Annotated in this window: 20 protein-coding genes and 1 pseudogene; 12 read left to right on the forward strand and 9 right to left on the reverse strand. The window is 63.6% G+C overall.

Annotated features, from left to right (window positions below):
• Window positions 1-77 precede the first annotated feature (77 nt).
• The 3 genes from OKB81_RS05855 to OKB81_RS05865 all read right to left on the reverse strand — a co-directional run bounded on the left by OKB81_RS05855 (window position 78) and on the right by OKB81_RS05865 (window position 7,099).
• The gene (locus OKB81_RS05855; RefSeq protein ID WP_119197370.1) at window positions 78-3,539 is read right to left on the reverse strand and encodes a hybrid sensor histidine kinase/response regulator; all 3,462 of its coding nucleotides are present in this window, start codon (window positions 3,537-3,539) and stop codon (window positions 78-80) included.
• A 63-nt stretch (window positions 3,540-3,602) separates the two neighbouring features.
• A complete protein-coding gene (locus OKB81_RS05860; RefSeq protein ID WP_160837336.1) occupies window positions 3,603-4,745 on the reverse strand; it encodes a 3-phenylpropionate MFS transporter in 1,143 nt (380 codons plus the stop codon).
• Window positions 4,746-5,005: 260 nt separating this feature from the next.
• Window positions 5,006-7,099 carry a TonB-dependent hemoglobin/transferrin/lactoferrin family receptor gene (locus OKB81_RS05865; protein WP_119197369.1) on the reverse strand — a complete coding sequence of 698 codons (2,094 nt, stop codon included), beginning with the start codon at window positions 7,097-7,099 and terminating at the stop codon, window positions 5,006-5,008.
• Window positions 7,100-7,294: 195 nt separating this feature from the next.
• Between OKB81_RS05865 and OKB81_RS05870 the strand changes: the two genes are divergently transcribed.
• The 3 genes from OKB81_RS05870 to OKB81_RS05880 are packed head-to-tail and all read left to right on the forward strand — an operon-like array spanning window position 7,295 to window position 9,276.
• The gene (locus OKB81_RS05870) at window positions 7,295-8,263 is read left to right on the forward strand and encodes a ChaN family lipoprotein (protein WP_119197368.1); all 969 of its coding nucleotides are present in this window, start codon (window positions 7,295-7,297) and stop codon (window positions 8,261-8,263) included.
• 14 nt (window positions 8,264-8,277) lie between these two features.
• Window positions 8,278-8,829 (forward strand): cysteine hydrolase family protein, encoded by a 552-nt coding sequence (locus OKB81_RS05875; RefSeq protein ID WP_039040040.1) that lies wholly within the window; start codon window positions 8,278-8,280, stop codon window positions 8,827-8,829.
• 39 nt (window positions 8,830-8,868) lie between these two features.
• Window positions 8,869-9,276: a hypothetical protein gene (locus OKB81_RS05880; protein ID WP_119197367.1), complete on the forward strand. Its 408-nt coding sequence runs from the start codon at window positions 8,869-8,871 to the stop codon at window positions 9,274-9,276.
• A 65-nt stretch (window positions 9,277-9,341) separates the two neighbouring features.
• Here OKB81_RS05880 and hutZ read toward each other — a convergent pair whose 3' ends face one another.
• Both hutZ and hutX read right to left on the reverse strand, forming a co-directional pair.
• Window positions 9,342-9,899, reverse strand: a complete 558-nt coding sequence (gene hutZ, locus OKB81_RS05885) for a heme utilization protein HutZ (protein WP_010673228.1) — start codon at window positions 9,897-9,899, stop codon at window positions 9,342-9,344.
• Window positions 9,896-10,408, reverse strand: coding sequence for a heme utilization cystosolic carrier protein HutX (gene hutX, locus OKB81_RS05890; protein WP_160837338.1), 513 nt, complete (start codon window positions 10,406-10,408; stop codon window positions 9,896-9,898). The genes hutZ and hutX overlap by 4 nt, the downstream gene beginning before the upstream one ends.
• Window positions 10,409-10,575: 167 nt before the next feature.
• On the opposite strand from hutX, the gene OKB81_RS05895 reads away from it, so the two are divergent.
• Genes OKB81_RS05895 through OKB81_RS05905 form a run of 3 tightly spaced genes read left to right on the forward strand, consistent with a single transcriptional unit; the run spans window position 10,576 to window position 13,256 of the window.
• Entirely contained in the window at window positions 10,576-11,421 is an 846-nt protein-coding gene (locus tag OKB81_RS05895) for a heme/hemin ABC transporter substrate-binding protein (protein WP_119197366.1), read from the forward strand.
• Complete coding sequence (locus tag OKB81_RS05900; RefSeq protein WP_042881318.1) at window positions 11,418-12,449, forward strand: FecCD family ABC transporter permease; 1,032 nt, start codon at window positions 11,418-11,420, stop codon at window positions 12,447-12,449. Before OKB81_RS05895 ends, OKB81_RS05900 begins: the two co-directional genes overlap by 4 nt.
• A 15-nt stretch (window positions 12,450-12,464) precedes the next feature.
• The gene (locus tag OKB81_RS05905; protein ID WP_039040038.1) at window positions 12,465-13,256 is read left to right on the forward strand and encodes a heme ABC transporter ATP-binding protein; all 792 of its coding nucleotides are present in this window, start codon (window positions 12,465-12,467) and stop codon (window positions 13,254-13,256) included.
• A gap of 97 nt (window positions 13,257-13,353) precedes the next feature.
• Here the strand turns inward: OKB81_RS05905 and OKB81_RS05910 are convergent, their stop codons facing one another.
• Window positions 13,354-13,962 (reverse strand): YitT family protein, encoded by a 609-nt coding sequence (locus OKB81_RS05910; RefSeq protein WP_010673223.1) that lies wholly within the window; start codon window positions 13,960-13,962, stop codon window positions 13,354-13,356.
• A gap of 293 nt (window positions 13,963-14,255) precedes the next feature.
• On the opposite strand from OKB81_RS05910, the pseudogene OKB81_RS05915 reads away from it, so the two are divergent.
• Both OKB81_RS05915 and OKB81_RS05920 read left to right on the forward strand, forming a co-directional pair.
• Window positions 14,256-15,605 (forward strand): annotated as a pseudogene (locus tag OKB81_RS05915) (UDP-glucose dehydrogenase family protein).
• Window positions 15,602-16,600, forward strand: a complete 999-nt coding sequence (locus OKB81_RS05920; RefSeq protein WP_141116536.1) for an NAD-dependent epimerase — start codon at window positions 15,602-15,604, stop codon at window positions 16,598-16,600. Before OKB81_RS05915 ends, OKB81_RS05920 begins: the two are co-directional and overlap by 4 nt.
• A 42-nt stretch (window positions 16,601-16,642) precedes the next feature.
• Here OKB81_RS05920 and OKB81_RS05925 read toward each other — a convergent pair whose 3' ends face one another.
• Genes OKB81_RS05925 through OKB81_RS05935 form a run of 3 tightly spaced genes read right to left on the reverse strand, consistent with a single transcriptional unit; the run spans window position 16,643 to window position 19,420 of the window.
• The gene (locus OKB81_RS05925; protein WP_202395069.1) at window positions 16,643-18,331 is read right to left on the reverse strand and encodes an ArnT family glycosyltransferase; all 1,689 of its coding nucleotides are present in this window, start codon (window positions 18,329-18,331) and stop codon (window positions 16,643-16,645) included.
• Window positions 18,321-18,680: a lipid-A-disaccharide synthase N-terminal domain-containing protein gene (locus tag OKB81_RS05930; RefSeq protein WP_045523761.1), complete on the reverse strand. Its 360-nt coding sequence runs from the start codon at window positions 18,678-18,680 to the stop codon at window positions 18,321-18,323. Before OKB81_RS05930 ends, OKB81_RS05925 begins: the two co-directional genes overlap by 11 nt.
• Window positions 18,680-19,420 (reverse strand): glycosyltransferase family 2 protein, encoded by a 741-nt coding sequence (locus OKB81_RS05935; protein WP_119197364.1) that lies wholly within the window; start codon window positions 19,418-19,420, stop codon window positions 18,680-18,682. Before OKB81_RS05935 ends, OKB81_RS05930 begins: the two co-directional genes overlap by 1 nt.
• 312 nt (window positions 19,421-19,732) lie before the next feature.
• Between OKB81_RS05935 and OKB81_RS05940 the strand changes: the two genes are divergently transcribed.
• The 4 genes from OKB81_RS05940 (at window position 19,733) to OKB81_RS05955 (ending at window position 24,493) form a co-directional block, all read left to right on the forward strand.
• The gene (locus OKB81_RS05940; RefSeq protein WP_119197362.1) at window positions 19,733-20,575 is read left to right on the forward strand and encodes a lytic transglycosylase domain-containing protein; all 843 of its coding nucleotides are present in this window, start codon (window positions 19,733-19,735) and stop codon (window positions 20,573-20,575) included.
• 198 nt (window positions 20,576-20,773) lie between these two features.
• On the forward strand, window positions 20,774-22,441 hold the full coding sequence (gene ettA / locus OKB81_RS05945) for an energy-dependent translational throttle protein EttA (protein ID WP_119197361.1): 1,668 nt from the start codon (window positions 20,774-20,776) through the stop codon (window positions 22,439-22,441).
• A 111-nt stretch (window positions 22,442-22,552) separates the two neighbouring features.
• The gene (locus OKB81_RS05950) at window positions 22,553-22,882 is read left to right on the forward strand and encodes a hypothetical protein (RefSeq protein ID WP_039040029.1); all 330 of its coding nucleotides are present in this window, start codon (window positions 22,553-22,555) and stop codon (window positions 22,880-22,882) included.
• Between the two features lie 255 nt (window positions 22,883-23,137).
• Window positions 23,138-24,493 carry an NCS2 family permease gene (locus tag OKB81_RS05955; protein WP_010673214.1) on the forward strand — a complete coding sequence of 452 codons (1,356 nt, stop codon included), beginning with the start codon at window positions 23,138-23,140 and terminating at the stop codon, window positions 24,491-24,493.
• Window positions 24,494-24,626: the final 133 nt, after the last annotated feature.

The following is a 24,626-nucleotide window of genomic DNA, read 5'->3' on the forward strand; positions in this document are numbered from 1 at the left end:
ATAGGCATCATCGTCGATCATGACGTCTGGATGGCATCCAGAAAATGTTCAGCCAATGCTCGATTCTGTGAGACCAGTCACTGAACCGGCATCAGCAGGCTGTTCATCAGGGCGCGCAGCTTGAGAGGTTTGACCGGTTTGCTCACGTAGCCGAAGCCGTGCTCACGGATCTGTGCCTGCAACTCGCTCTTGCGATCCGCACTGATGATGATGCCGCCGATACCGTTGCCGTGGGCCAGCCTGATCATGTGCAGCGCCTGCAACCCTGTCTTGCCGTCATCCAGGTGATAATCCGACAGCACCAGCGCAGGCAGGAAGCCGCCGCCGATGATCTCTTCCGCCTGCTCCAGGCTCTGGGCACAGCGCACCTCGCAGCCCCAGCGTCCCAGCAGCGAGGCCATGGCGATGAGGATATCCTCCTCGTTGTCGATGCAGAGGATCCTGACCCCTTCCAGCTGACTGTCTCGCAGGGCCGGGGTCGTCACCTGGCTGGGGATGACGGGCCGGGTCGCGAGGTTCAGGGTGATGGCAAAGACGGACCCCGCTCCGGGCCAGCTGCGCAGGGAGAGCTGATGACCCAGCACCAGCGAAATGCCGCGGGCGATGGCGAGCCCGAGGCCAAGCCCCTGCTCCCTGGCGGTGCGGGAGTGATCGAGGCGGGAAAACTCGTCGAAGATCGCCTCCTGCTTGCCCTCCGGGATGCCGGGGCCGTTGTCCCACACCTCGATGCGCACCTTATCCCCCATGCGGCGACAGCCGAGCAGCACCCGACCGCCGGGGTTGTAGCGAAATGCGTTGGTGAGGAAGTTCTGCAACACCCGCCGCAGCAAGCGCACATCGCTGTAGACCGCAAGGCGGCTCTCCACCACGGAGAACTGGATCCCACCGGCCTGGGCCAGCACGCCGAATTCCGCCTTGAGATTGTCCAGTACATCGCTCAGGGCGAAATCGAGCTTCTTCGCCTTGAACTTGCCCGCCTCGAGGCGCGAGATGTCCAGCAGATCCGTGATGAGATCCTCGGTCGCCCCCAGGGCGTCGTCGATGTGACGAGCGATGCGAGCCGGTTCGTCCTCCGGGGGCAGCATCTCCAGCAAGGAGGAGGTAAAGAGCTTGGCCGCGTTCAGCGGCTGGGTCAGGTCGTGGCTCACCGCCGCAAGGAACCGGCTCTTGGACTGATTTGCCCTCTCCACCTGCTGGTTTACCAGCAGCAGTTGGCGGTTGAGTTCGGAGAGCTCGTGGGTGCGCTCGGCCACCCGCGCCTCCAGGTGCTCGTTCGCTTCCCGCAGCACCCGCTCCGCCGCCCTGAACGGGGTGATATCGGTGAAGGTCATGACAAAGCCCCCCGCAGGCATGGGGTTGCCCTGCATCTCGATGACTCGGCCATCGGGACGCTCCCGCGCCGAGACATGGGGGCTGCCACGCTTCATGAAGGCAACCCGCCGCGCCACCTGGGCCTCGATGTCTCCCTGGCCGCACAACCCCTGTCCAGCGTTGTAGCGGATGATCTCCTCGATGGAACGGCCCACCTGAATGAGACCGGGGGGATAGGAGAACAGCTCGATGTAGCGTCGGTTCCAGGCCACCAGCCTGAGCTCCCTGTCCACCACGGAGATCCCCTGCCCCATGTGTTCGATTGCCCCCTGCAACAGGCCGCGGTTGAAGCGGAACATGTCGGAGGCCTCGTCCACTATGGTGGCGATCTCCTCGAGCTGCATGTTGCGTCCCTGCAGGGCGGAGGCCAGCACCAGGCGGGCGGACGAGGTACCGAATACCCCGGCCAGCAGTCGCTCCGTGTGGGCGATGAGCTCGGCGGAGGCCTGCATCTGGGGCGCCAGGGTGCCTCCCCGCTCGCCGGCGAAGCGGCCGAAGGCCCGCTTGACGCGGCTGGAACCGACGAAGCGGGCCGCCAGCATCTCCAGCTCCTTCACCGAGACCCGCGCATGATAGAGCGCCGAGGTATCCCGGCTCGTCTTGCCGACGAAGTTGGCGGCCTGCAGCCGCTCGCTCACCGCCGCCCGAGACAGCAGGGAGCCCGCCACATAGCCGACCAGGTTGAGCAGAAGACTCAGGAAGAGGCACCAGGCCCCCAGACTCAGATCCCGCACCGCCGGCCAGTCTGGGGGCGCCAGCAGGGCTTCGAGGGGGGAGCCTGCCAGCAGTCCGCTCTCCGCCAGCAGGGTCACGAACCAGAGGCTGACCCCGAGGGCGAGCCCGAGATAGACGCCCTTGCGATTGCCATGACGCCAGTACAGGCCAAGCAGCAGGGCCGGTGCGAACTGGGCCACGGCCCCGAACGAGAGATAGCCGATGCGCGACAGACTGGTGAGATCCCCGAGCCAGAGATAAAGCGCCCAGGCCGCCAGCAAAATCAACAAGATGGCGCCCCGACGCACCTGCAGCAGCAACCGCATCAGGCGCTCGTCCCGCCCCTGTTGCCAGACCCGGCGCAGCAGGACCGGCAACACCAGATCGTTGCTGACCATGATGGCCAGAGCGATGGTGCAGACGATCACCATGCCGGTGGCCGCCGAGGTGCCGCCGAGAAATGCCAGCATCGCCATGCCGTCGTAGCCGAGCGACATGGGGAGGCTTATCACATAGGTGTCCGAGGCCATGTCTGCCCCGACCCACTGCTTGCCTGCCAGCGCCAGCGGCCAGATGAAGAGCCCCATCAGAAAGAGATAGAGGGGGAAGATCCAGCGGGCCCAGTGCAGATCCTGCCCCTGGTTGTTCTCCACCACGGTCACGTGAAACTGGCGCGGCAGGCAGATGACGGCGCACATGGCGATCAGGGTGTAGATGGCGAGCTCCAGCAGGCCGCCCGGCGTCACCGCCACCACCGCATCGAGGAAGTCGCCCGCCACCAGGGTACGCGCCTCGCTCGGTCTGGCGATGATGAGCCAGAGCGCAAAGCCCCCCACCGCCATGAAGGCGAGCAGCTTGACCACGGACTCGAAGGCGATGGCCACCACCATGCCCCTGTGGTGCTCGGTGGCATCCAGGTTGCGGGTGCCAAACAGAATGCTGAACAGGGCCAGCAGCAGGGTGACCCCCAGCGCCAGCTCCGCCATGTTGCTGGTGGGGCTGACCCCCGTGCTGTTGGCCATCAGCAGATCGAGCCCGGTGACGATCGCCTTGAGCTGCAGCACCAGATAGGGAAGTATCCCCATGACGGCGATGAGGCTGATCACCATGGCCAGGCGCTGGGACTTGCCATAACGGGCGGCAATGAAATCGGCGATGGAGGTGATGTGCTCGCGCTTGGCCACCAGGATGAGGCGGGCCAGCAGGCGCCAGCCAAACAGGAACACCAGCATGGGGCCCAGGTAGATGGGCACCGGCGACCAGGGGGATTCGCTGGCCTGGCCCACTGTGCCGAAGAAGGTCCAGGAGGTGCAATAGACCGCCAGCGACAGGCTGTAGAGCAGAGGCTGCCCCTTGGGGCGACGGCGCTTGTTCTTGTCCGCCACATAGGCGATGAGGAACAGCAAGCCCAGATAGGCGAGCGACAACCCGATCAGCAGCCATCCTTGGTGCATCTCTCTACTTCCCTTGTCCAGATAAGTCGGAGGTCTGCCGCGCCAGAGACCGGCAGACCTGTGTCATCGGCCCTGTTCAGGGCTCTCTTCACGCAGCCGCAACACGAAGACCGGCAGCACTACCAGCACCATGATAAAGAAGATGCCGCCCCCCAGCGGCTCGAACAGCACGCCGCAGATCGCCATCAGGGCCGCCACCGTCATGCCAAGGCCCAGGGCCGCATAGAGCGCCTGGGTGGGGATCTGCTGCTCCGCAGGCAACTGGCGGGTCATGAAGCGGATGGCGCCGAGGTGACTGACGCAGAAGGTGACCCCGTGCAGCAGCTGGCCGAGCACCAGCACCGCCAGGTCGGTAGAACTGCCGAGCAGCACCCAGCGCACCACGCAGCCAAGGGCCCCCACCAGAAACAGGGTCTGGGCACCGAAGCGCTGGAGGAAGCGCTTGTCCGCGGCGAACATGGCGATCTCCGCCACCACTCCCAGAGCCCAGAGATACCCGATCAGGGTGCCGCTGTAGCCGGCGCTCTTCCAGTAGATGGCGCTGAAACCGTAGTAGGCCGCGTGGCTCCCCTGCAGCAGGGCGGTGATGAGCAGGAAGCGGCGCACCGGGGCCGACCTGAGCGTGACGAGCAGCGAGGCCTTGGCCCGCTCCCCTTGCAGCTCCCGGGGGGCGGGTCGCAGCGGCAGCAGGCTGAGCCCCAGCATGATCAGCAGCCCGGCCACCATGGTGTGCAGCACCCAGTCGCTGCCAAAGTTGCCCACCAGGGCCCCCACCAGGGTGGAGGCGACGATAAAGGCAAAGGAGCCGCACAGCCGCACCTTGCCGTAGTCGAGGTGGGTCTGAACCACCATGCGGGTGGCAAGTGCCTCTCCCATGGGCATCAGGGTCGGGTAGATGAAGTTGGCCGCTAGGGTCAGCACCACCAGCCACCAGAGGCTGTGGCCCAGATAGAAACCGAGGAAGGCCAGCAGACTCAGCAGACAGAGCAGGCGGGTGACGGGCAGCAACTGGCCGGCACCCTTGACTCGCCCCATCACCATCAGGTTGCCGACAAAACGGATGGCCATGCCCACCCCCAGCAACAGCCCTATCTGTTCAGTCCTCACCCCAATGCCTTCCAGCCAGAGCGACCAGAACGGCAGGTAGGCGCCATAAACGAAGTAGAAGGCGCCAAAAAACAGGGCTAACCAGGAGAACGCGGGCATAGGGGCTCGGCAGCGGGACAAGGGGCACAAATGATAACCGATTTCGGGACGGGGATCCCCAGGCAGCATGACAGATAAAAACCATAAATATCAATAAAGTTGAACCTTTGTCACATCCCCCTGTCTATTGGGTAACACCGCTTCCTGATGAGTGTTGCAATCCTTCCACCCGCCCCTGGCGGGTTTCTTTTTTGCAGACGCCGACCTTCATGACAAAAGGGGCCCGAGGGCCCCTTTTCCTTCATGCTGGTCCACGACCATCAGAACACGTACTTGACCCGTGCACTGAGGTTGCGGCCAGGCTCGGTCTGCTTGCTGGTATCCGCGGTGGCGGCAAGGCCGGTGATGCTCTCGTAGCTCACGTACTCCTTGTCAAACAGGTTGAACACCCCCACGTTGAGCTGCAGGTCCTGCACCGGCTTGAACTGGGCATAGAGATCCACCACGCCCCAGCCTGCGCTCTTGATGTTGTCGTTGCCTCGCGCATCCTTGCCCACCTTGTCCATGTCGTCGGCAAAGCGCAGGGCGGTGTTGATGTTCCAGTTCGGCTGCTCCAGACGCACTCCGACGCTGCCGTTCAGGGGGCTCAGGCTGTTGATGTAGTTGCCCTCGCCATCCTTGCCCTCGATGTAGGCCAGGTTGCCCCAGACGTTGACCAGATCGTTCAGCCAGTAGTCCGCCTTGGCCTCGGCCCCCTTGGTGGTCGCCTTGTCCAGGTTCTGATACTGATACAGCGCGGTGCGGCCCTCGGTGCCGACCCCGGCCAACTCGATGAAGTCTTCAAACTTGTTGTAGAAGGTGGCCACTTCATAGCTGAACCCGCCACGGCTGCCGCGCACCCCCAGATCGATGCCGTCGCTGCTCTCGGGCTTGAGGTTCGGGTTGGGCTCGATGCGATAGCCATATGCCTGGTGGTTCAGGGTCGAGAAGGCATTGTCATACATGGGGGTCTTGTAGCCGTGGCTGTACTGGGCGAACAGGTTGGCCGCCTCGTGCGCCTTGAACACCAGCCCCAGCTTGGGCGAGAACTCCCCTTCGGAGAAACGCTTGAGGTTCTCGCCGGTGTAGGCGGGATCCTGATCCGGGTTCATCCGGTAGTAGTCGTAGCGGGCTCCCGGCGTCAGCACCCAGCGCTCGCCGAACTTGATCTCGTCAAAGGCCCAGAGCGCACTGCGCTCGGTGGTGGTGGAGGGGAAGCTCAGCTCGTTGTAGCCGACGAAATCCCCCGGCACGGTCGGCGCCTTGAAGCGGGTGCGCTCGTTGTCGGTATGCTCGTATTCCAGGCCCCAGGCCAGACGCTGGCTGGCGAGCGCCTTGTTGAACTTCACCTGGGCGCCCAGGCTCTCCTGCTCGAAACCGTTGTGATCCAGGGAGTTCTTGGTCACATAGGGGTTGCCCGGCATGACCGGATACTTGGACGAAGCGTACTGATCCAGGGTCTGCTTGGCGCGGCTGTAGTAGATCTTGCTGTCCACGCGATCCGCCCAGGGGGCGTTCAGGGCGAGGCCATGATCCAGTACCAGGGAGAGGTTGTCGGTCTCCTTGTCGGTAATGGGCTGGTTGAAGACGGAGCCCGCCTTGGTCAGATCGATGGCATCCGGATCCTGCCCCTCGGTGAAGTAATCCACCGTCAGTTTCAGGAACTGATCATCGGAGAGATTCCACTTGCTCTTGAACAGCACGGCCTGACTGACGATGTCGAACTCGTTCTTGTCGCCGTCATAATTCTGGGTGACACCGCCATCGCGCCAGGTGTAGCGCAGCAGGTTCTCGACTTCCCCGGTGCGCAGCGCCCCCGTGATGCCGGCCATTCTCTGGTGGCTGCTGGAGGCATAACCCGTGGTCGCATCCAGATAGCTGCCGCGGCCCTTGAGGAAGTCGCCAGCATCCTTGGTGGTGATGGCAATGACGCCTCCCAGAGCATCGGAACCGTAAGCGGCGGAGGCCGGCCCTTTGGCCACTTCCACCTGCTTGATCATGTCGGTGTCGAAGTAGGTCTGACCCACGCCGCCATTCTTGTAGGCATCGTTCTGGCGCACACCGTCCTGCACCACCTTGACCCGGTTTTCGCTCATGCCGCGAATGGTGAAGGTCTGGGCATCTCCTGCGCCTCCCTGCACGCTCACCCCGGGCTCATAGCGGAACAGATCGGCGACGTTGCTGACGACCTGCTCTTCAATCTGCTCCGAGGTAATGACGCCGATGGGACCGGAAACATCTTCCAGCTTCTGTTCCATCCGGGAGCCGCTGACGACCATGACTTCATCGGCTTTCTTGTCTGCGGCGAAAGCGGGGGAGATCAGCCCGGCCGCCACGGCGAGGGCTATCAGGGAGGGGGTGTTGTTGTGCGCCACTGCAAAGTCCTTATTGAGAATTATTATCAAGCGGAAGGCATATTATCCCGCCAGAGACAAAGATCAATAATAAAGTGAATCATTCTCATTTCACTTTATCGTCATTCCCCCTTACACTGGCGCCACTTTTTGCTCGCCATGCCGCCATCCCATGGTGCAGCCTTTTCCCATCCCCTGTTTCTTGAGTGAGTAACCATGATCCGACGACTCCCCCTGCTCGCCCTACCCCTGCTGCTGGCCGCCTGCGCCACCACGCCACAGAACACCCCACCCGAGACCCTCTATCACGCTCGGCTCGATACAGCCCAGGGGCAGGCGCTGACCTTCGAGCAGGCGGTGACGCGGGTGGCGGATGCCGACATCGTGCTGGTGGGGGAGCTTCACACTCACCCGGCCATCCATCTGTTGCAGGCCCGTCTGCTGGCAGGGCTTGACGAGATGTCGCAAGCCGATGGCCGGGCCCTGGTGCTCTCCATGGAGCAGTTCAGCCGCGCCGATCAGCCGGTGCTGGATGCCTACCTGGCCGGACGCATCGGCGAATCGGCCCTCATTCGAGATGGCCATGCCTGGCCCAACTACCAGAGTGATTACCGCCCTCTGGTGGAGTTCGCCAAGGCGCAGCACCTGCCAGTGATTGCCGCCAATGCCCCCAAACCTCTGGTGAGCTGCGTCGGTCAGGAGGGACCGGCCTGGCTCGACAAACTGCCGGCCAATCGCCGCAGCCAGCTTGCCCGCGAGCTGACTCTGGGGGATGACGGCTACCGCCAGAAGTTCATGGCCTCTATGCACCATGGGGATGCGGACGGCAACGCCCGTCGCTTCGCCGCCCAGACCAGCTGGGACGACACCATGGCCGAAAGCATGGTGGATTATCTGGGCAAGCATCCCGGCAGGCGCATCATGCATATCGCAGGCAACTTCCACGTGGAGGGGGGACTCGGGATCGCCAGTCGCATCGCCAGCCGCAATCCGGCACTCAAGGTGGCGCTCATCGTGCCGCAAACCGGTGACGAGACAGCCCCCGGGAGAGACGCAGATGTCAGGGTCCACATCGCTCCCCTGCCGGAACGCTGGCTAAATGCAAAGGAAATGAAGCAAGATATGGGCGCACTGCATCAATCCCGAAGCCGTGACTGCAGCCAATGGTTGCAACCCTCAAAATAGCCCAAGGATTTCATATGGATGTGCTACTCGTCATCGACATGCAACAGGGGTTGTTCGATAACCCCCGCCATCAGGATGCCCAGGTCATCGCCAACATCAATCGTCTGGCCGATCGCGTGCGGGGCCAACACGGACGGGTCATCTATGTGCAACACGACGAACCGGGTTCCGAACTGGAACCTGGCAGTGCGGGCTGGCAACTGCACGCCGATCTGGCCCCATCTCCCCACGACAGCCGGGTGCGCAAGACCGCCTGTGACAGCTTCCTCGATACCGAGCTCGGCTTCCTGCTGGCAGAGCAGTCGGTAGACAGACTGCTCATCTGCGGCTGTGCCACCGACTTTTGCGTCGATACCACGTTGCGCAGCGCCGCCGCCAGGGGCTTTGACGCCTTTGCGGTGACCGACGCCCATACCACGGCGGACAGGCCGCACCTGAGTGCGGAGCAGATCATCCAGCACCACCACTTCATGTGGCGGCATCTGAGCCTGCCTCAAGGCAGAAGCGTGACCCTGCTCACGACGGATGAGCTGCTGGCCACCATTCAACCCGAGCGGGCGTGTTAAGCTGCCCGTCCTGATGTGAACACCCGATTGGAGTCTTGTGTGCGTCTACTCTCTGCCGTTGCCCTCACGCTGCTGTTACCGGCGCTCACCGCCTGCTCCGGATTGCCGGGGGCAGCACCCGATGGCCCGGCCCCCCTGTTCCACACCCATATCAGCGACGACGGGAGCAAGCGCTTCACCTTCGAGGCCGCCCCTCTCGACGGCCTGCCCACCCGGTTGCAGGAGGGAGATGACAACCGGCTGAGCCGCCGCGACAAGAGCCTGCTGGAACGCCGGGAAGCCCTGCAGGACGAGCAGCTCACCCAGATGCTGGCCACGCGCAAGTATTGCCGAAGCGGCTATATCGTCCTCAGCCAGACCTCCTGGAAGATCCGCGGGGAATGCAACGAGAGCGCCACCCAGGCCGATCGCGATGCCTTCCCCAACCAGGCAGGCTGGCAAGAGTAACCCGGGACATAACAACAAAATGGGCAGCCCAGGCTGCCCGTTTTCTCATCTCGCTAATTGTTCCCTCAAACGGGTTCATCCGCCGGGCTGGTCAGCTCGGCGCCATTGTCGATGCGTTTGTGCCCTTCCACCAGGTGAACGAAGTCCACCAGTTCGTCGCCGGAGACACGGAACGCCTGACCGAATCCCTTGACGAACAGTCCCTGCTCGGGCTTGAGCCTAAACAGCACGAAGTCCTTGAGGTTGGAGAGCCCTTTGACTATCTCGCCGAAGCGCCCTTCCAGCGCCGCAACGGCCTTCTCCCAGCGTGCGTCGTCGCGGGCCACCACCTCGGCGACCGCATCGAAGGTCAGACGCTTGCGGGCAAACAGCTCGCGGGCACCGGTTTCGTCCTCGATCAGCATCAGCGATACCTTGGGCACCTGTTGCAGGTTGCGGGCGTGGCGAGCTATCTCGGAGATGAGCACATAGTATCCATCTTCCTGCAGCACGAAGGGGGCATAGCTGGCATTGGGGTTGCCTTCGCCATCCACAGTGGCGAGCTGCAGGGTACGGCAACCGTCGCGGAACTCGCGGATCTCCGGTTGCAGGCGGTTTTGCAGGCGCTCCTGACGTTCACTCATGCTTTCACTTCCTCTTGATACTGAAGGCGCAGGGCCATGAAACGCTCCACCTGCTCAGGCAGCAGTTGACGCTGCTCGTCCCGGCCCAGGTAGATCTTGAAGATGCAGCGGCCACTGTGGCCGAAGAACTGGAAGGAGTGCCCCTCCTTGCCCATGAAGAGCTTGCTGACCAGGGCGATGCCTGCCACGTTGTCGAGCTTGAGGTGGCCGTGCAGCTCCCCGTCCCGCCCCATCAGGTTGTAGTAGCCGCGCGCGTTCTTGCCCTTGGGGAAGGGAGCCTTCACCTCGAAGATGGATCCATCGGATTCGACGATGGTGGTCACCTGACCCCAGCTGGCCAGGTCCGCCAGCAGGGCTTCGGCCTCCCCGGCCGGCACTTGCGTCATCAGGGCGGCAGGCAGATGGCGTACCACCTCCCATTCGCTGACGGCCAGCTCGGTGGCGAGGGTGGACGGGTGGGCGCTCGGGTCTTGCTCCAGCAGCGCATGAATGCGTTGTGCAATGCTCATCGGTTCTCCCTGGATGATCTGGCGATGGTGCTCGGTGTCGCGGCGGATACTGTAATAAAGCGCCCCAAGTAACGCAATTGATAATCGCTTTCATTCTCAGTGCATTTTGATGGACGACTTGATATTCTCGGCGGCAACCCTATTTCATTCACCCTTCGGAGGTTCGCATGGGCCGTCGTATTGCCCTCGCATTCAGCCTGCTCGGCTGTGCCCTTTCCCTCTCTTCCCCATCCGTCATGGCGGTGGAGCGTATCGTCAGCATAGGCCCCGCCACCACGGAACTCATCCTGGCGCTGGGGGGCGAGCAGAGCCTGGTCGCCACCGATGTCAGCAGTCCGGAGCCCAGAGGCGTGCCCAAGGTCGGCTATCACCGCGCCCTCGCCGCCGAAGGGATCCTGAGTCTCTCTCCGACCCTGGTGGTCGGCAGCGACGAGATGGGCCCGAACAGCACGCTTGATCAGTTGCGCCGTGCCAACGTCAAGGTCGAGGTCATGGCCACAGCCCCTACGCTGGCCAACCTCAACGAGCGTATCGACACCCTGGCCCATCTCCTGGGTGACCAGGCGGCAGGGAGCAAGCTCAAGGAGGAGATTGCCGCCCAGAGCGACACCCTGGCGGCGCAGGCGAAGCAGAACAAGCCCCTCAAGGTCGCCTTCCTGCTGTTGCACAAGGGTCAGCCCACCAGCATCGCCGGTGGCAACACCACCGCCAGCGCCCTCGTCACCCTGGCGGGCGGCGTCAATCCGGTGGCTGGGCTCCACGACTACAAGCCCGTCTCCACCGAATCCCTCATCGAGCTGCAACCTGATCTGGTGCTGGTGAGCGGCCGCGACTGGCAGCAGTATCAGGATCCCGACGCCGTCCTGAGTCAGGTGCCCGCCCTGTCAGCCACCCCGGCAGGCAAGAACAAGGCTATCCACGCCATCGACGGACATGCCCTGCAAGGGGGCCTCAGCCTTCGTTCCTTGCAACAGGCGAACCAGATCGCCCAGTGGATCAAGCAGGGTTCCTGATGCGCCTGCCTCTGCCCTGGCTGCTCGCCCTGACCGGCTGCGCGCTGGCGTTGCTGCTGGTCGGGTCCCTCGCGACCGGCCCCATGTCCCTCTCCCTTGGTGAGAGCCTGCGCGCCCTGTTTGCCGGACCACAGAGCGGGATTGAGGCTCACAAATTATTGATCGTGCAGGAGATCCGTCTGCCACGCACCCTGCTGTGCATCGCCGTGGGGGGCATTCTCGGCCTCTGCGGCGCCGTGATGCAGGGACTGTTTCGCAACCCCCTGGCAGACCCCGGCATCATAGGGGTGTCGGGTGGCGCGGCACTCGGCGCGGCCCTGGCCATCGTGCTGCTCGCCCCGCTGGGCTCGCACCTGCAGAGCCTGCTCGGCCTGGGGTTGCTGCCCCTGCTCGCCTTTCTCGGCGGAGCCCTCACCACCACCCTCGTCTATCTGCTGGGTACCCGGGAAGGGGGCACCTCGGTCACCGTGATGCTGCTGGCCGGGGTGGCCATCACGGCGCTCTCCGGCGCCGTCATCGGACTGCTCACCTATCTCGCGGACGATCAGATGCTGCGCAACCTGAGCCTGTGGCAGATGGGCTCCCTGGCGGCAGGCAAGCCGGTCGATGTGACGCTGGCGCTGCTGACCCTGGCCGCCCTGCTGCTGTTGTTCATGCGCGATGCTAATCCCCTCAACGCCCTGCTGCTGGGAGAGGGAGAGGCCCGGCATCTGGGGGTGAACGTGCAGATGCTGAAGCGTCGCCTCATCCTGCTCACCGCTGCCGGTGTCGGCGTGGCGGTGGCGGTGGCCGGCATGATCGGCTTTGTCGGCCTGGTGGTTCCCCATCTGGTACGGCTGCTGGCCGGACCCAACCATGTCCGCCTGTTGCCGCTGTCTGCCCTGCTGGGGGCTGGCCTGCTGCTGGGGGCCGACATGCTGGCACGCACCCTGCTCGCACCGGCCGAGCTGCCGGTCGGCATCATCACCGCCCTGCTGGGTGCCCCCTTCTTCATCTGGCTCTTGGTCAAGAGCCGCCGAACCCTGTAACAGGAGATCGCCACTTTGCCCGGATCCCCCTCCCCCCTGCTCAGTTGCCGGGGTCTTCGCCTCAGTCGTGGCAACCGGCTTATCCTGGACAGCCTGGATCTCGACCTGCATGCTGGCAGCCTGACCGCCCTGCTCGGCCCCAACGGGGCGGGCAAAAGCTCACTGCTCAAGTGCCTGACCGGCGAGCTGGAACATGAAGGGGAGATCCACCTGTTCGGCCAGACCCGCAGGGGGTGGGCCGGCAACGCTCTGGCCCACCGGGTCGGTGTGCTGCCGCAAAGCTCCTCCTTGAGCTTCCCCTTCCTGTGCGAAGAGGTGGTGGCCATGGGTCGGCTGCCCCACAGCGAGCCTGCCAGCCGGCGCGACGAAATAGTCCGCGCCGCCATGACCCACGCCGGGGTCGACCATCTGGCGAACCGCCTCTATCCCGGCCTCTCCGGCGGGGAGCGTCAACGGGTGCAGTTCGCCCGGGTGCTGGCCCAGATCTGGCAGGCCCCGGAGGAACCGCAGCAAGCGCGGCTGCTGCTGCTGGACGAGCCCACCTCGGCGCTGGATCTCAAATACCAGCACCAGTTGCTCGCCATGGCCCGGGCGCTGGCCGGTCGCAACACCGCCGTGCTGGTGGTGTTGCACGACCTCAATCTGGCAGCCCGCTACGCCGATAGGCTGGTGATGCTGGAGCAGGGCAGGCTGATGGCTGACGGCAACGCAGGCGAGGTGCTGACTCCGGAGCTCATCGCGCGCCTCTACGACTACCCCGCACAGGTGATCCACCACCCCGAGAGCGGCGTCCCCATGGTGGTGTGACACCCAGGGGCAGATAGCAACAGAGCGCCATCAGGCGCTCTGTCTTTTTGCGGTATCCAGCCTTGGGCTGACCTGCAGGGCAATCCCCCTGGGCACATCAGGCTATCTGGTAGCGCCCCGGCTTGTGATTGAGTGTCAACACCAGGTTACAGATGATGGCTGCCACCACGGAAAGCACCAGCAGCCAGGGGGAGACCACGAAGAAAGAGGCGACCACGATGGCGCAATCCAGCCCCATTTGCAGCTTGCCTGCCCGCACACCCCATCTGTCCTGAATGAAGAGCGCCAGGATGTTGAAGCCCCCCAGGCTCGCCTTGTGGCGGAACATGATGAGCAGTCCCATGCCGATCAGGGTGCCGCCGATCAGCGCCGCATAGACGGGTTCGATCTTGCCGATTTGCAGCACGGCGTTGAGGTGATCCGTCATGAATGAGACGGTGGCCACGGCAGCAAAGGTATTGAGGGTGAAGCGCGGCCCCATTCTGAGCCAGGCCAGGGCATAGAAAGGCAGGTTCATGGCGAAGAACAGCAGGCCGAAGCTGATGCCGGTCACCTGTTGCAGCAGCAGCGCCAGGCCGGCGGTGCCACCGGTGAGCAGGCCGACCTGATGGAACAGGAAGATGCCGAGGGAAACGAAGCCTGCTGCGGTCAGCAAGGCGAGCACATCCTCATAGAGCGGGTGCGCAGAGCGTGAAGTGTTGTCCATAACCAGGTATCCAGTCGCGAAGCAAGAGAGTGTTGGCCGCCCGTCGGGCGGAGCGAGCCCCGTTAACCGGGGCTTCGTTATGCCGACAGTCTCCAATTTGAGTGAGATGGATCACAAGTCCCGCCCTTCACGCGCCAAAATGGTGCGCGTCATCCAGGCGTTACAATCCTTGCACCAAAATGTCCCACACTCACCGCCGGCCTGATGCTGAAAAACCTGAAACGGGCCGCTGCCCCCCGCGCCCGAATCGTTCTAGAATGAGTCGCTTGTCACTGCCAGCGGAACAACAGCGGATGAGAGTAACCGTATTCGGAATAGGTTATGTCGGGTTGGTTCAGGCCGCCGTACTGGCGGAGATGGGTCACAAGGTGATCTGTGTGGATGTGGATGCCGACAAGGTCGCGGCCCTGAAAGCGGGACACATTCCCCTCTTCGAGCCCGGCCTCGCCCCTCTGGTGCTGCGCAATCATCAGGCCGGCCGCCTGATCTTCACCACAGACCCGGCACGGGCGGTGGAGTTTGCCGAGCTTATCTTCATCGCGGTCGGAACGCCGCCGGACGAGGACGGATCCGCCGACCTCCATTAGGTGATGACGGTGGCGGACACCATAGGCCGCCTGATGCAAGGGGGCAAGGTGGTGGTCAACAAGAGCACTGTCCCTGTCGGCACCGCCAGCCGGGTACGGCGACACATTGCGGAGCGCCTCGCCGACCGTGGTCTCGATCTTCCGCTCGACGTGGTTTCCAACCCCGAATTTCTGAAGGAGGGCGCCGCCGTCGCCGACTGCCTGCGGCCGGATCGCATCATCATCGGCACCGACTCCGATCACGCCTTCTCCCTGCTGGAGGAGCTCTACGCCCCCTTCAACCGCAAGCGAGACCGCATCCTGCGGATGGATGCACGCAGCGCCGAACTGACCAAGTACGCCGCCAACGCCATGCTGGCGACCCGCATCTCCTTCATGAACGAGATGGCCACCCTGGCCGAAGCCCTGGGCGCCGATATCGAGGAGGTGCGCAAGGGCATTGGTGCCGATCCGCGCATCGGCCACCACTTCATCTACCCGGGCTGCGGTTATGGCGGATCCTGCTTCCCCAAGGATGTCAGGGCGCTGATCCACACCGCGAAGGAGGCGGGGTGCGAGACCCCCCTGCTGCGCTCGGTGGAGCAGGTCAACGAGGCGCAGAAGCACAGGCTCATGACCCGGCTGCACCACCATTTTGGTGCCAGTCTGTCGGGGCGCACCTTCGCGTTATGGGGACTCGCCTTCAAACCCAATACCGACGACATGCGCGAAGCCCCGAGCAGGGTGCTGATGGAGGCGATCTGGGCGGCAGGAGGCCAGGTGCAGGCGTTCGACCCCGAGGCCATGACCGAGGCCGCCCGCCTCTATGGCCAGCGGGCAGATTTGATCCTGTGCGACACCCAGGAAGCCGCCCTTCAGGGGGCCGATGCCCTGCTCGTCTGCACCGAGTGGCAACAGTTCCGCGCACCGGATTTCGACCTGCTTCGCCAGACCCTGAAGCAGGCCATCATCTTCGACGGCCGCAACCTCTATGATCCGGCCCGTCTGCGCCAGCGCGGTTTCACCTACTATGCCATCGGCCGTGGCGACAGCCTGGCTCATCAGGAGGAGCGATGAAGTACCTCGTCACCGGCGCCGCCGGGTTTATCGGATTTCATGTGGCGCGCAGGCTCTGTGGCGACGGCCATCAGGTGGTGGGGATAGACAACCTCAACGACTACTACGCGGTGAGTCTCAAGGAGGCGCGCCTCGCCCTGCTCACGCCTCTACCCGGCTTTCGCTTCGAACACCTCGATCTCGCGGACCGCGCGGCCATGGCTTCGCTTTTTGCCCGCGAGCAGTTTGACCGGGTGATCCATCTGGGGGCCCAGGCCGGGGTGCGCTACTCCCTGGACAACCCCTTCGCCTACGCCGACAGCAACCTCACCGGCCACCTTACCGTGCTGGAGGGGTGTCGCCAGACCCGGGTGCAGCATCTGGTCTATGCCTCCTCCAGCTCGGTCTACGGGCTGAACGAACAGATGCCGTTCAAACCGTCCCATGGGGCGGATCATCCCGTCTCCCTCTATGCGGCGAGCAAGAAGGCGGGGGAGCTGATGGCCCACTCCTACTCCCATCTCTACGGCCTGCCCACCACCGGGCTGCGCTTTTTCACCGTCTACGGCCCCTGGGGTCGGCCCGACATGGCCCTGTTCAAGTTCGTGCACGCCATCCTGAACGGCGACCCCATCGACCTCTACAACCAGGGCCAGCTCAGCCGGGATTTCACCCATGTCGACGACATCGTCGAGGGGATAGTGCGCATCTCAGACATCCCCCCTGCGGGCGATGCCCACTGGCAGGGGGCCCCGGACGCCAGCCCGGCCCCCTATCGCCTCTTCAACATCGGCAACGGCAGCCCGGTCAGGCTGCTGGACTTCGTGAATGCCATCGAGTCGGCCCTCGGCAAACGGGCCATCCGCAACATGCTGCCCATGCAGCCCGGCGACGTGCTCGCCACCTGGGCCGACACCCGCTCGCTGTTCGACACCACGTGCTATCGCCCCCGTATCGGGCTCAAGGAAGGGGTCGACGGCTTTGTCCGCTGGTATCGGGACTACTACCGGGTCTGAGCCAAACGAGGTGGCAGGGTCCCCTGGCTCGCGACCCTGCGCTCAGGATGAAGGGGTATAGCTGAAGGGCACCATGGTGGGGGAGAGCCCACGACAGGCGGGTTTGAGGGCCTGCGGGCCTGCCAGCAGCCAGTCGGTGCGGTGACGGTTGCCGAGGTTTTCCATCTTCGCGGGATCAAAACACCTCACCATCAGGTCGGCGCTCCCCAGTACCCAGCGCCCGGGGGCAGCCCCTATCCAGGCGGCAGCTTCCCGGGCCTGCTCCCCGTCTCCCATCAGATAAGGGTAATGTTTCACTGGTTGCAGGCTAAACAGCAGATGCTGCTCCTTGAATCCCGCCAGCAGCAGTTCATCCCCCGCAGGCACCTTCTGCGCCGCCAATGCCATGACTGCCTGAGGGGTGCGCACCTCGTTGAGGCGCACGCTTATCCAGCAGGAGTAGATCAGCCACCCCACCGCCAGGGAGCAGAGAATGGCGGTCAGTGGCGTCCGGCGAAGCCAGGCATTGATCAGCAGCAAGGATCCCCCCAGCACCAGCAGGGGAAGCCAGGGATCCGGCCCCAGTTCCCCCAGACGGCTGGCCACTCTGTCGCTAAATACCAGCACCAGAGCCCCCACCAGCCCTACCCCTCCCAGCAACCAGCCGAGCCCGGCCAGTAGCCGCCCCGGCCAGACCCGGACCAGCAGGGTGCCGATGAAGGGTGCGGTCAGGAGCGCCAGGGCGGGCGTACCGGGCGTGATGTAGACGCCCCGCTTGCCTGGCGAGCAGGAGAAAAACAGCACCACCAGCATCAGATAACCCAGCAGCAGCAGGATACGCCTGTCCTGCGCCCGAATGGCGCGCCGCCAGGCCACCACCAGCCAGGGCAGCAGCAGGGAGAGCGGCAGCCAGAACGGCGGGATCACCGAGGTAAGGTAGTACCAGAAGGGTTTGACGTGGTGCCAGGCGCTGGTATAGCGAGTCACCGTCTGGCGCAGCAATATGTTGTCTCTGTAGGCCAGCAGGAGGGGATCCCCGCTTCGGGTCACGGCCTCCAGCATGGGGACCAGCCAGAGGCTCATCGCCAGGGCCATGGCCAGCGGCCCGAGCAGGGCCTTCAGCCAGGCTGACAACGGCGCGGCGCGGATTTGTGCCCTGTGGGTCCAGAGCGCGGGAAGCAGCACCAGCAGGGCCAGTACTCCCACCCCCTTGGTGATGACGCCAAGCCCCGCGGCAAACCAGCCGAGCCAGTACCAGCGCCACCCTCCCTCGCAGAGCAGGAAGCGCAGAAAACCATAGAGACCGAGGGTGATGAAGGCCGTCGCCAGGGCATCGATCTGCGCCGTCTTGGCCTGCAGGGTGAACTGGACGGTGAACAGCAGCAACAGCCCGGCCATAAAGCCGACCGCTGGGTTCCATAACCGACGCCCCAGGTCCCACACCAGCAAGATGGTCAGCAAGCCAGACAGCAGGGAAGGCAGCAGAAAGGCCACCTTGATGGAGCCAGTCAACACATAACCGATCGCGATCCCCCACATAAATAGCGGCGGCTTGTCCGGATAGAGCTCCCCGCCGCGCATGGGGAAGAGCCACTGGCCACTCTCCACCATCTCCTTGGCGATCAGGGCAAAGCGCGGCTCATCCGCCGGCCAGGGGTCCCGCAGACCCAGCCCGGCCCCCAGCACCACCAGCGCGATCAGCAGCAACCAGCCAAGGGACGTCTGATTGAGCAGGGTGCGATCATTCACCATGACGAGCCTCCCCGGTCACTCCCTTGTCACGCCGCCAGCCCCGATGCTGGATATCGAGATAGAGGCTGTAGAGCGCGGTGAAGGTGGGGAAGAGGTTTTGCAGCACGCCGACGGAGTCCTGCTTGGGAGAGAAGGTGAAGTAGCTGAGCGTCATCAGGCTGCCGAGCACGCTCATGTACCAGAACAGGCGCGGGATGACGGGTCGCCCCGCCCGCCTGGACGCCAGAAACTGCACCAGCCAGCGTCCGCCGAACATCAGCGCCCCCGTGTAGCCGATCAGCTTCCAGCCGGTGACGTGCACCCCGGTCCAGTCCAGCCAGTCGATGGGGGCAGACAGCCAGGCGTCCATCACTCCAGCATCTCCCGGATTTCAACCACCTTGGAGCGGCGCTGCAACCACCAGACCCCGACCACGTCCACCAGCCCGACCCAGAGCCGGTTCCAGACCCCGTATTTGGAGATGCCCGCCTGGCGTGGCCTGTGGTTGACCGGCCAGGGCGCCATGCGCCCCCCTTGAGCCTGGATCAGCGCGGGGATGTAGCGGTGCATGTGATTGAAGGCAGGCAGTTTCAGATACCAGTCGCGACGCACGACCTTGAGCCCGCAGCCGGTATCCGGAATGCCGTCGCGCAGCAGCAGGTCGCGAAAACCGTTGGCCAGCGTTGAAGAGAGACGCTTGACCCAGTCGTCGCGGCGGTTGACCCTGTGGCCGATGAGGCCCACCTGGTATGGATCGCTCTGGTAGCGGCGCATCGCCTCCTCCAGCATGGCGGGAATGTCGGCGGGATCGTTCTGACCATCGCCGTCGAGTACCACCAGCCAGTCGCCACGCCCGTGGCGCACTCCGCTCAGCACCGCCATGCTCTGGCCCACGGCATGGACATGGCATAGCACCTTCAGCCTGGTGAAACGCGTCTGCAAATCGCGCAGCACCACATGACTTCCGTCCACGCTGCCATCGTCCACATAGATAAGTTCGTACTCGAACCTGCCCCCAAGGGCGACATCTATTTCGCCGACAAGCGGGGCCAGATTGTCCCGCTCATCCTTGGCAGGCACCACGACAGAGATATCGACCGATTCGACCATATGCACATCCTGCCCTCATCAGAGGCGCTATCGATTCACCCGGCAGACCCGACGACATTGCATCGATGGCCTGGCTGACATCATGCAAATACAAGGCGTTAGAAAACAACTCTGTCAGCATATTGAACCTCAATTAACAAATCTGTCAAAGCAGTCACTGACCCGGGAGCCATAACGCCTCTCCCCTGCACCAAAAGTTCCATACCGTTTTCATCTCTGTTGCTCACCCACATAACCAGATGTTCCATCTGCTGGCTGGCGTCCCTCCCCGGATCGGGCCTATATGTTGCGGATACCAAAGACGAGGTTTCCATGAAAAAACGACTCTGGGGCTGGGGACTCCTGATACTGCTGGCCACCACTTCCCACGCAGATCCCTTTCGTCAGGCCCCCAAGGCCATGAGCGCACTGCGCCAGGGTGCCGCCATGGAACAGGGAAACCCGCGGCAGGCCATCGCCCACTACTGCACCGCCGCCAACCTTGGCAACCCGGAAGCCTATTACCGCATCGGCCGCCTGCTGGCCCGCGGCCCCCAGGGGATCCGCAATGCCCGCAGCGCCAACGCCTACCTGGCCATGGCCATGCGCCTTGGCAACCAGCAAGCCGCCCGTTACTACAACGAGCGGGTCGGCAATGCGCCCCTGGGTACCTGCGGCATTGGAGGCGGTGGCGGAGCCCCCTGGGTGCGCCCCAGTGCCCCCTTCGATCAGGAGCGCTATCTGGCCAGACAGTCACAGGCCAAGCAAAAGCTGGCCGTCATGATCCGCCAGGCCGCCCAGCGTCACAAAGTGGACCCTCAACTCGCCCTGGCCATCGCCATCGCCGAATCCAATCTGAACAGTACCGCCGTCTCCCCCAAGCAGGCGCAGGGCGTCATGCAGCTCATTCCCGAAACCCAGGCCCGCTTCGGCGTGACCCGGCCGTTCGATGCCCAGCAGAACATCCGTGGTGCCATGATCTACCTGAAGTGGCTGGAGAAGCAGTTCGGTCCGGACTGGGTGAGGATCAGCGCCGCCTTCAACGCCGGGGAGCAAGCCGTGCTGCGCCACGGCGGTGTGCCTCCCTATCAGGAAACCCAGGAGTATGTGCAGCGGGTGCTCTACTACTCGGGGCAGGATCCTGACAAACCTGCCCGTCGCAGCTCACCGCGCTGAGCTTGCCCGGTTGCCCCTCTTCCCTCGCGCCTGTCGACCGTCCCGGCCTGCGGCGCCCGGCTTTGCCGCCCCTCTCCCATTGGTTTACAATCGACGGGTTTTTTGGAACCGGGTTGACGACCCGTCGACCCGGCCCCACCACGACATCAGTTTGTTAATGCCAAGACATTAAACTGCTGAAAGGAAGAGAATTAGCCAATGGCTCAATTTATTTACACCATGAACAGGGTTGGCAAGGTCGTGCCGCCCAAGCGTCATATTCTCAAGAACATCTCCCTCTCCTTCTTCCCGGGGGCCAAGATAGGCGTGCTGGGTCTGAACGGCGCCGGGAAATCGACCCTGCTGCGCATCATGGCGGGCATCGACACCGAGATCGAAGGGGAAGCCCGTCCGCAGCCCGGCATCAAGATCGGCTACCTGCCCCAGGAGCCGAAGCTGGATCCGGAGCAGACCGTACGCGAAGCGGTCGAAGAGGCGGTCGGCGACGTCAAACGCGCCATGGCGCGCCTCGACGAGGTCTATGCAGCCTACGCCGACCCGGATGCGGATTTTGACAAGCTGGCCCGCGAACAGGGCGAGCTGGAAGCCATCATCACCGCCCAGGGCGGCCACAACATGGAAAACCAGCTGGAGCGCGCGGCCGACGCCCTGCGCCTGCCGGCCTGGGATGCCCAGATCAAGCACCTCTCCGGTGGTGAGCGCCGCCGCGTGGCCCTGTGCCGTCTGCTGCTGGAAAAGCCGGACATGCTGCTGCTGGACGAACCGACCAACCACCTGGATGCGGAATCCGTGGCCTGGCTGGAGCGCTTCCTGCACGACTACGAAGGCACCGTCGTGGCCATCACCCACGACCGCTACTTCCTCGACAACGTGGCGGGCTGGATCCTGGAGCTGGACCGCGGCGAAGGCATCCCCTGGGAGGGCAACTACTCCTCCTGGCTGGAGCAAAAAGATGCCCGTCTGGCCCAGGAAGCGAGTTCCGAGGCCGCCCGTCGCAAGTCCATCGAGAAGGAACTGGAGTGGGTTCGTCAGAACCCGAAAGGCCGTCAGGCCAAATCCAAGGCTCGTATGGCTCGCTTCGAAGAGCTCAACACCAACGACTACCAGAAGCGCAACGAGACCAACGAGCTGTTCATTCCGCCCGGACCGCGCCTCGGCGACAAGGTGGTGGAGGTGGCCAACCTCTGCAAGTCCTATGGCGACCGCCAGCTGATCGACGATCTCTCCTTCTCCATTCCGAAGGGTGCCATCGTCGGCATCATCGGTCCGAACGGTGCCGGTAAATCGACCTTGTTCCGCATGATGTCGGGTCAGGAGCAGCCGGATTCCGGTTCCATCACCCTGGGTGACACCGTGGTGCTGGCCTCCGTGGATCAGTTCCGCGACAGCATGAACGACAAGAAGACGGTGTTCGAGGAAGTCGCCGACGGCCAGGACATCCTGCGCATCGGCAACTACGAGTTCCCGAGCCGCGCCTACATCGGCCGCTTCAACTTCAAGGGTTCCGACCAGCAGAAGCGGGTCGGCGAGCTCTCCGGTGGTGAACGTGGCCGTCTGCACCTGGCCAAGCTGCTGCAGACCGGCGGCAACGTGCTGCTGCTGGATGAACCGACCAACGATCTGGACATCGAAACCCTGCGCGCCCTCGAGAACGCCCTGCTGGAGTTCCCGGGTTGCGCCATGGTCATCTCCCACGACCGCTGGTTCCTCGACCGCATCGCCACCCATATCCTGGACTACCAGGACGAGGGCAAGATCGAATTCTTTGAAGGCAACTTCACCGAATACGAAGAGTGGAAGAAGAAGACCTACGGTGCCGAGGCTATCCAGCCGCGCCGCGCCAAGTACAAGCGCATTGCCAAGTAAGGCGAGGCAACAGCCGCGCCGCCAGGCATGACGTCACAAGGGGAGCCGGGGCTCCCCTTTTTTGCCTCTTCTGACTTACAATCTCCACCTCTACCCCAGCGATAGCGACCCATGACCCAAGCCTCCACCACCAGACTCACCATCCAGATCCGGCTCGAACCCGGCTGTCTGGGGCCGGATGGCAAGCAGCACATCGATACCTTCTGCGCGGCCGCCAACCGGATCCTCGCCGCCATAGAACCCCGACGAGTGCACTGGGTGCTGCTGCCCCGCCATGACAAGCAACTGGCCGAGCAGGCCTACTTCCTCGATGGCCGTCCCTTGAGCGAAACCCAGGCCACCCTGCTGCTCCAACGCATGGGGTTGGCCCTCGATCCCTTGCTGGAGCAGAGCGATGCCGTGCTGAGCCAGCTTATCGAACGCTACCAGAAAAACCGTTGATCCCGATGTGGAAACGGGGCTCTATTGGTCCCCTTTTTCCTGCCTCCGGGGGAAAACGTTTGAATTTTTACTCTATTCATTGATCCGCCTCGCACATCCGGGGTTTGTAAACCTGGCTGCCTGTGTGAAAATGTGCGCGCTGTCACGGTATCAGGACGAGTCTGGTCACTTCACCGCCAGAATCAGGGTCCGTAGCCCCGCATGGATGGGCCGGGCCCCCTGCTGCCTATTTCACGTCACCCATTGGAATCCAACATGAATCAACCACATCACGCTACCGGGCAGACCGCCAGCCCGGCTGCCGGGCAGGGATTGCTCGAGCGCCTGTTTGCCCTGCGCGGTCATGGCACCACGGCCCGCACCGAGGTGATCGCCGGCATCACCACCTTCCTGACCATGGTCTACATCGTCTTCGTCAACCCGCAGATCCTCTCTGCGGCAGGCATGGACACCCAGGCCGTGTTCGTTACCACCTGCCTCATCGCCGGTGTCGGCAGCATCCTGATGGGTCTGCTGGCGAACCTGCCCATCGCCCTGGCTCCCGCCATGGGCCTCAACGCCTTCTTCGCCTTCGTGGTGGTGGCTGGCATGGGCTACTCCTGGCAGGTCGGCATGGGCACCATCTTCTGGGGTGCGCTGGGCCTGCTGATCCTGACCCTGCTGCGGGTACGCTACTGGCTCATCGCCAACATTCCCCTGACCCTGCGGGTCGGCATCACCGCCGGTATCGGTCTGCTCATCGCCCTGCTCGGCCTGCACAATGCCGGCATCGTGGTCGCGAGCCCCGCCACCATGGTGACCGTGGGCAACCTCACCTCCCTGCCCTGCCTGCTGGGATTGTTGGGATTCTTCCTCATCTGCATCTTCTCCGCCCGCGGCGTCCACTCCGCCGTGCTCATCGCCATTGTCGTCACCACCACCCTGGGCTGGCTGTTCGGCGATGTCACCTTCAAGGGCTTCGTCTCCGTGCCGCCGAGCATTGCCCCGGTCTTCGGCCAGCTGGATCTGATGGGATCGCTGGACATCAGCCTCGCCGGGATCATCTTCTCCTTCATGCTGGTCAACCTGTTCGACTCTTCCGGCACCCTGATCGGCGTGACCAACCGTGCCAAGCTGGCCGATGACAAGGGACACTTCCCGCGCATGAAGCAGGCCCTGGTAGTAGACAGCGTCAGCTCCGTCGGCGGCGCCTTCATGGGGACCTCGTCCGTGACGGCCTACATCGAGAGCAGCTCCGGCGTCGCCGTCGGCGGTCGCACCGGTCTGACCGCCATCGTGGTGGGCATCCTGTTCCTGCTGGCCATCTTCTTCTCTCCGGTCGCCGCCATGGTGCCGGCGTATGCCGCAGCGGGGGCCCTCATCTACGTGGGCGTGCTGATGTGCTCCGAGCTGACCCGGGTGAAGTGGGAAGACCTGACCGAAGCGGTGCCGGCCTTCATGACCGCGGTGATGATGCCGTTCAGCTTCTCCATCACCGAGGGGATCGCCGTGGGCTTCATCTCCTACTGCGTGATGAAGGCGGGCACCGGCCGCTGGCGCGAGATCAACCCCTGCGTGCTGGTGGTGGCCCTGCTCTTCGTCCTCAAGTTTGTCTGGGTCGATGCCCACTGATTTTTCTTCCATGAAAAGAAAAACCAGACTCTGAAAACAAAAATGCCCGTCATCGACGCAATGCTGTTCACTTAAGAGAATTTGAGTTCCAGTCCACGTAGTATCAGGGCTAAAAAATGAGGGAGGCATGATG

Source organism: Aeromonas sp. QDB56 (genome assembly GCF_027705505.1).
Lineage (GTDB): Bacteria > Pseudomonadota > Gammaproteobacteria > Enterobacterales > Aeromonadaceae > Aeromonas > Aeromonas caviae.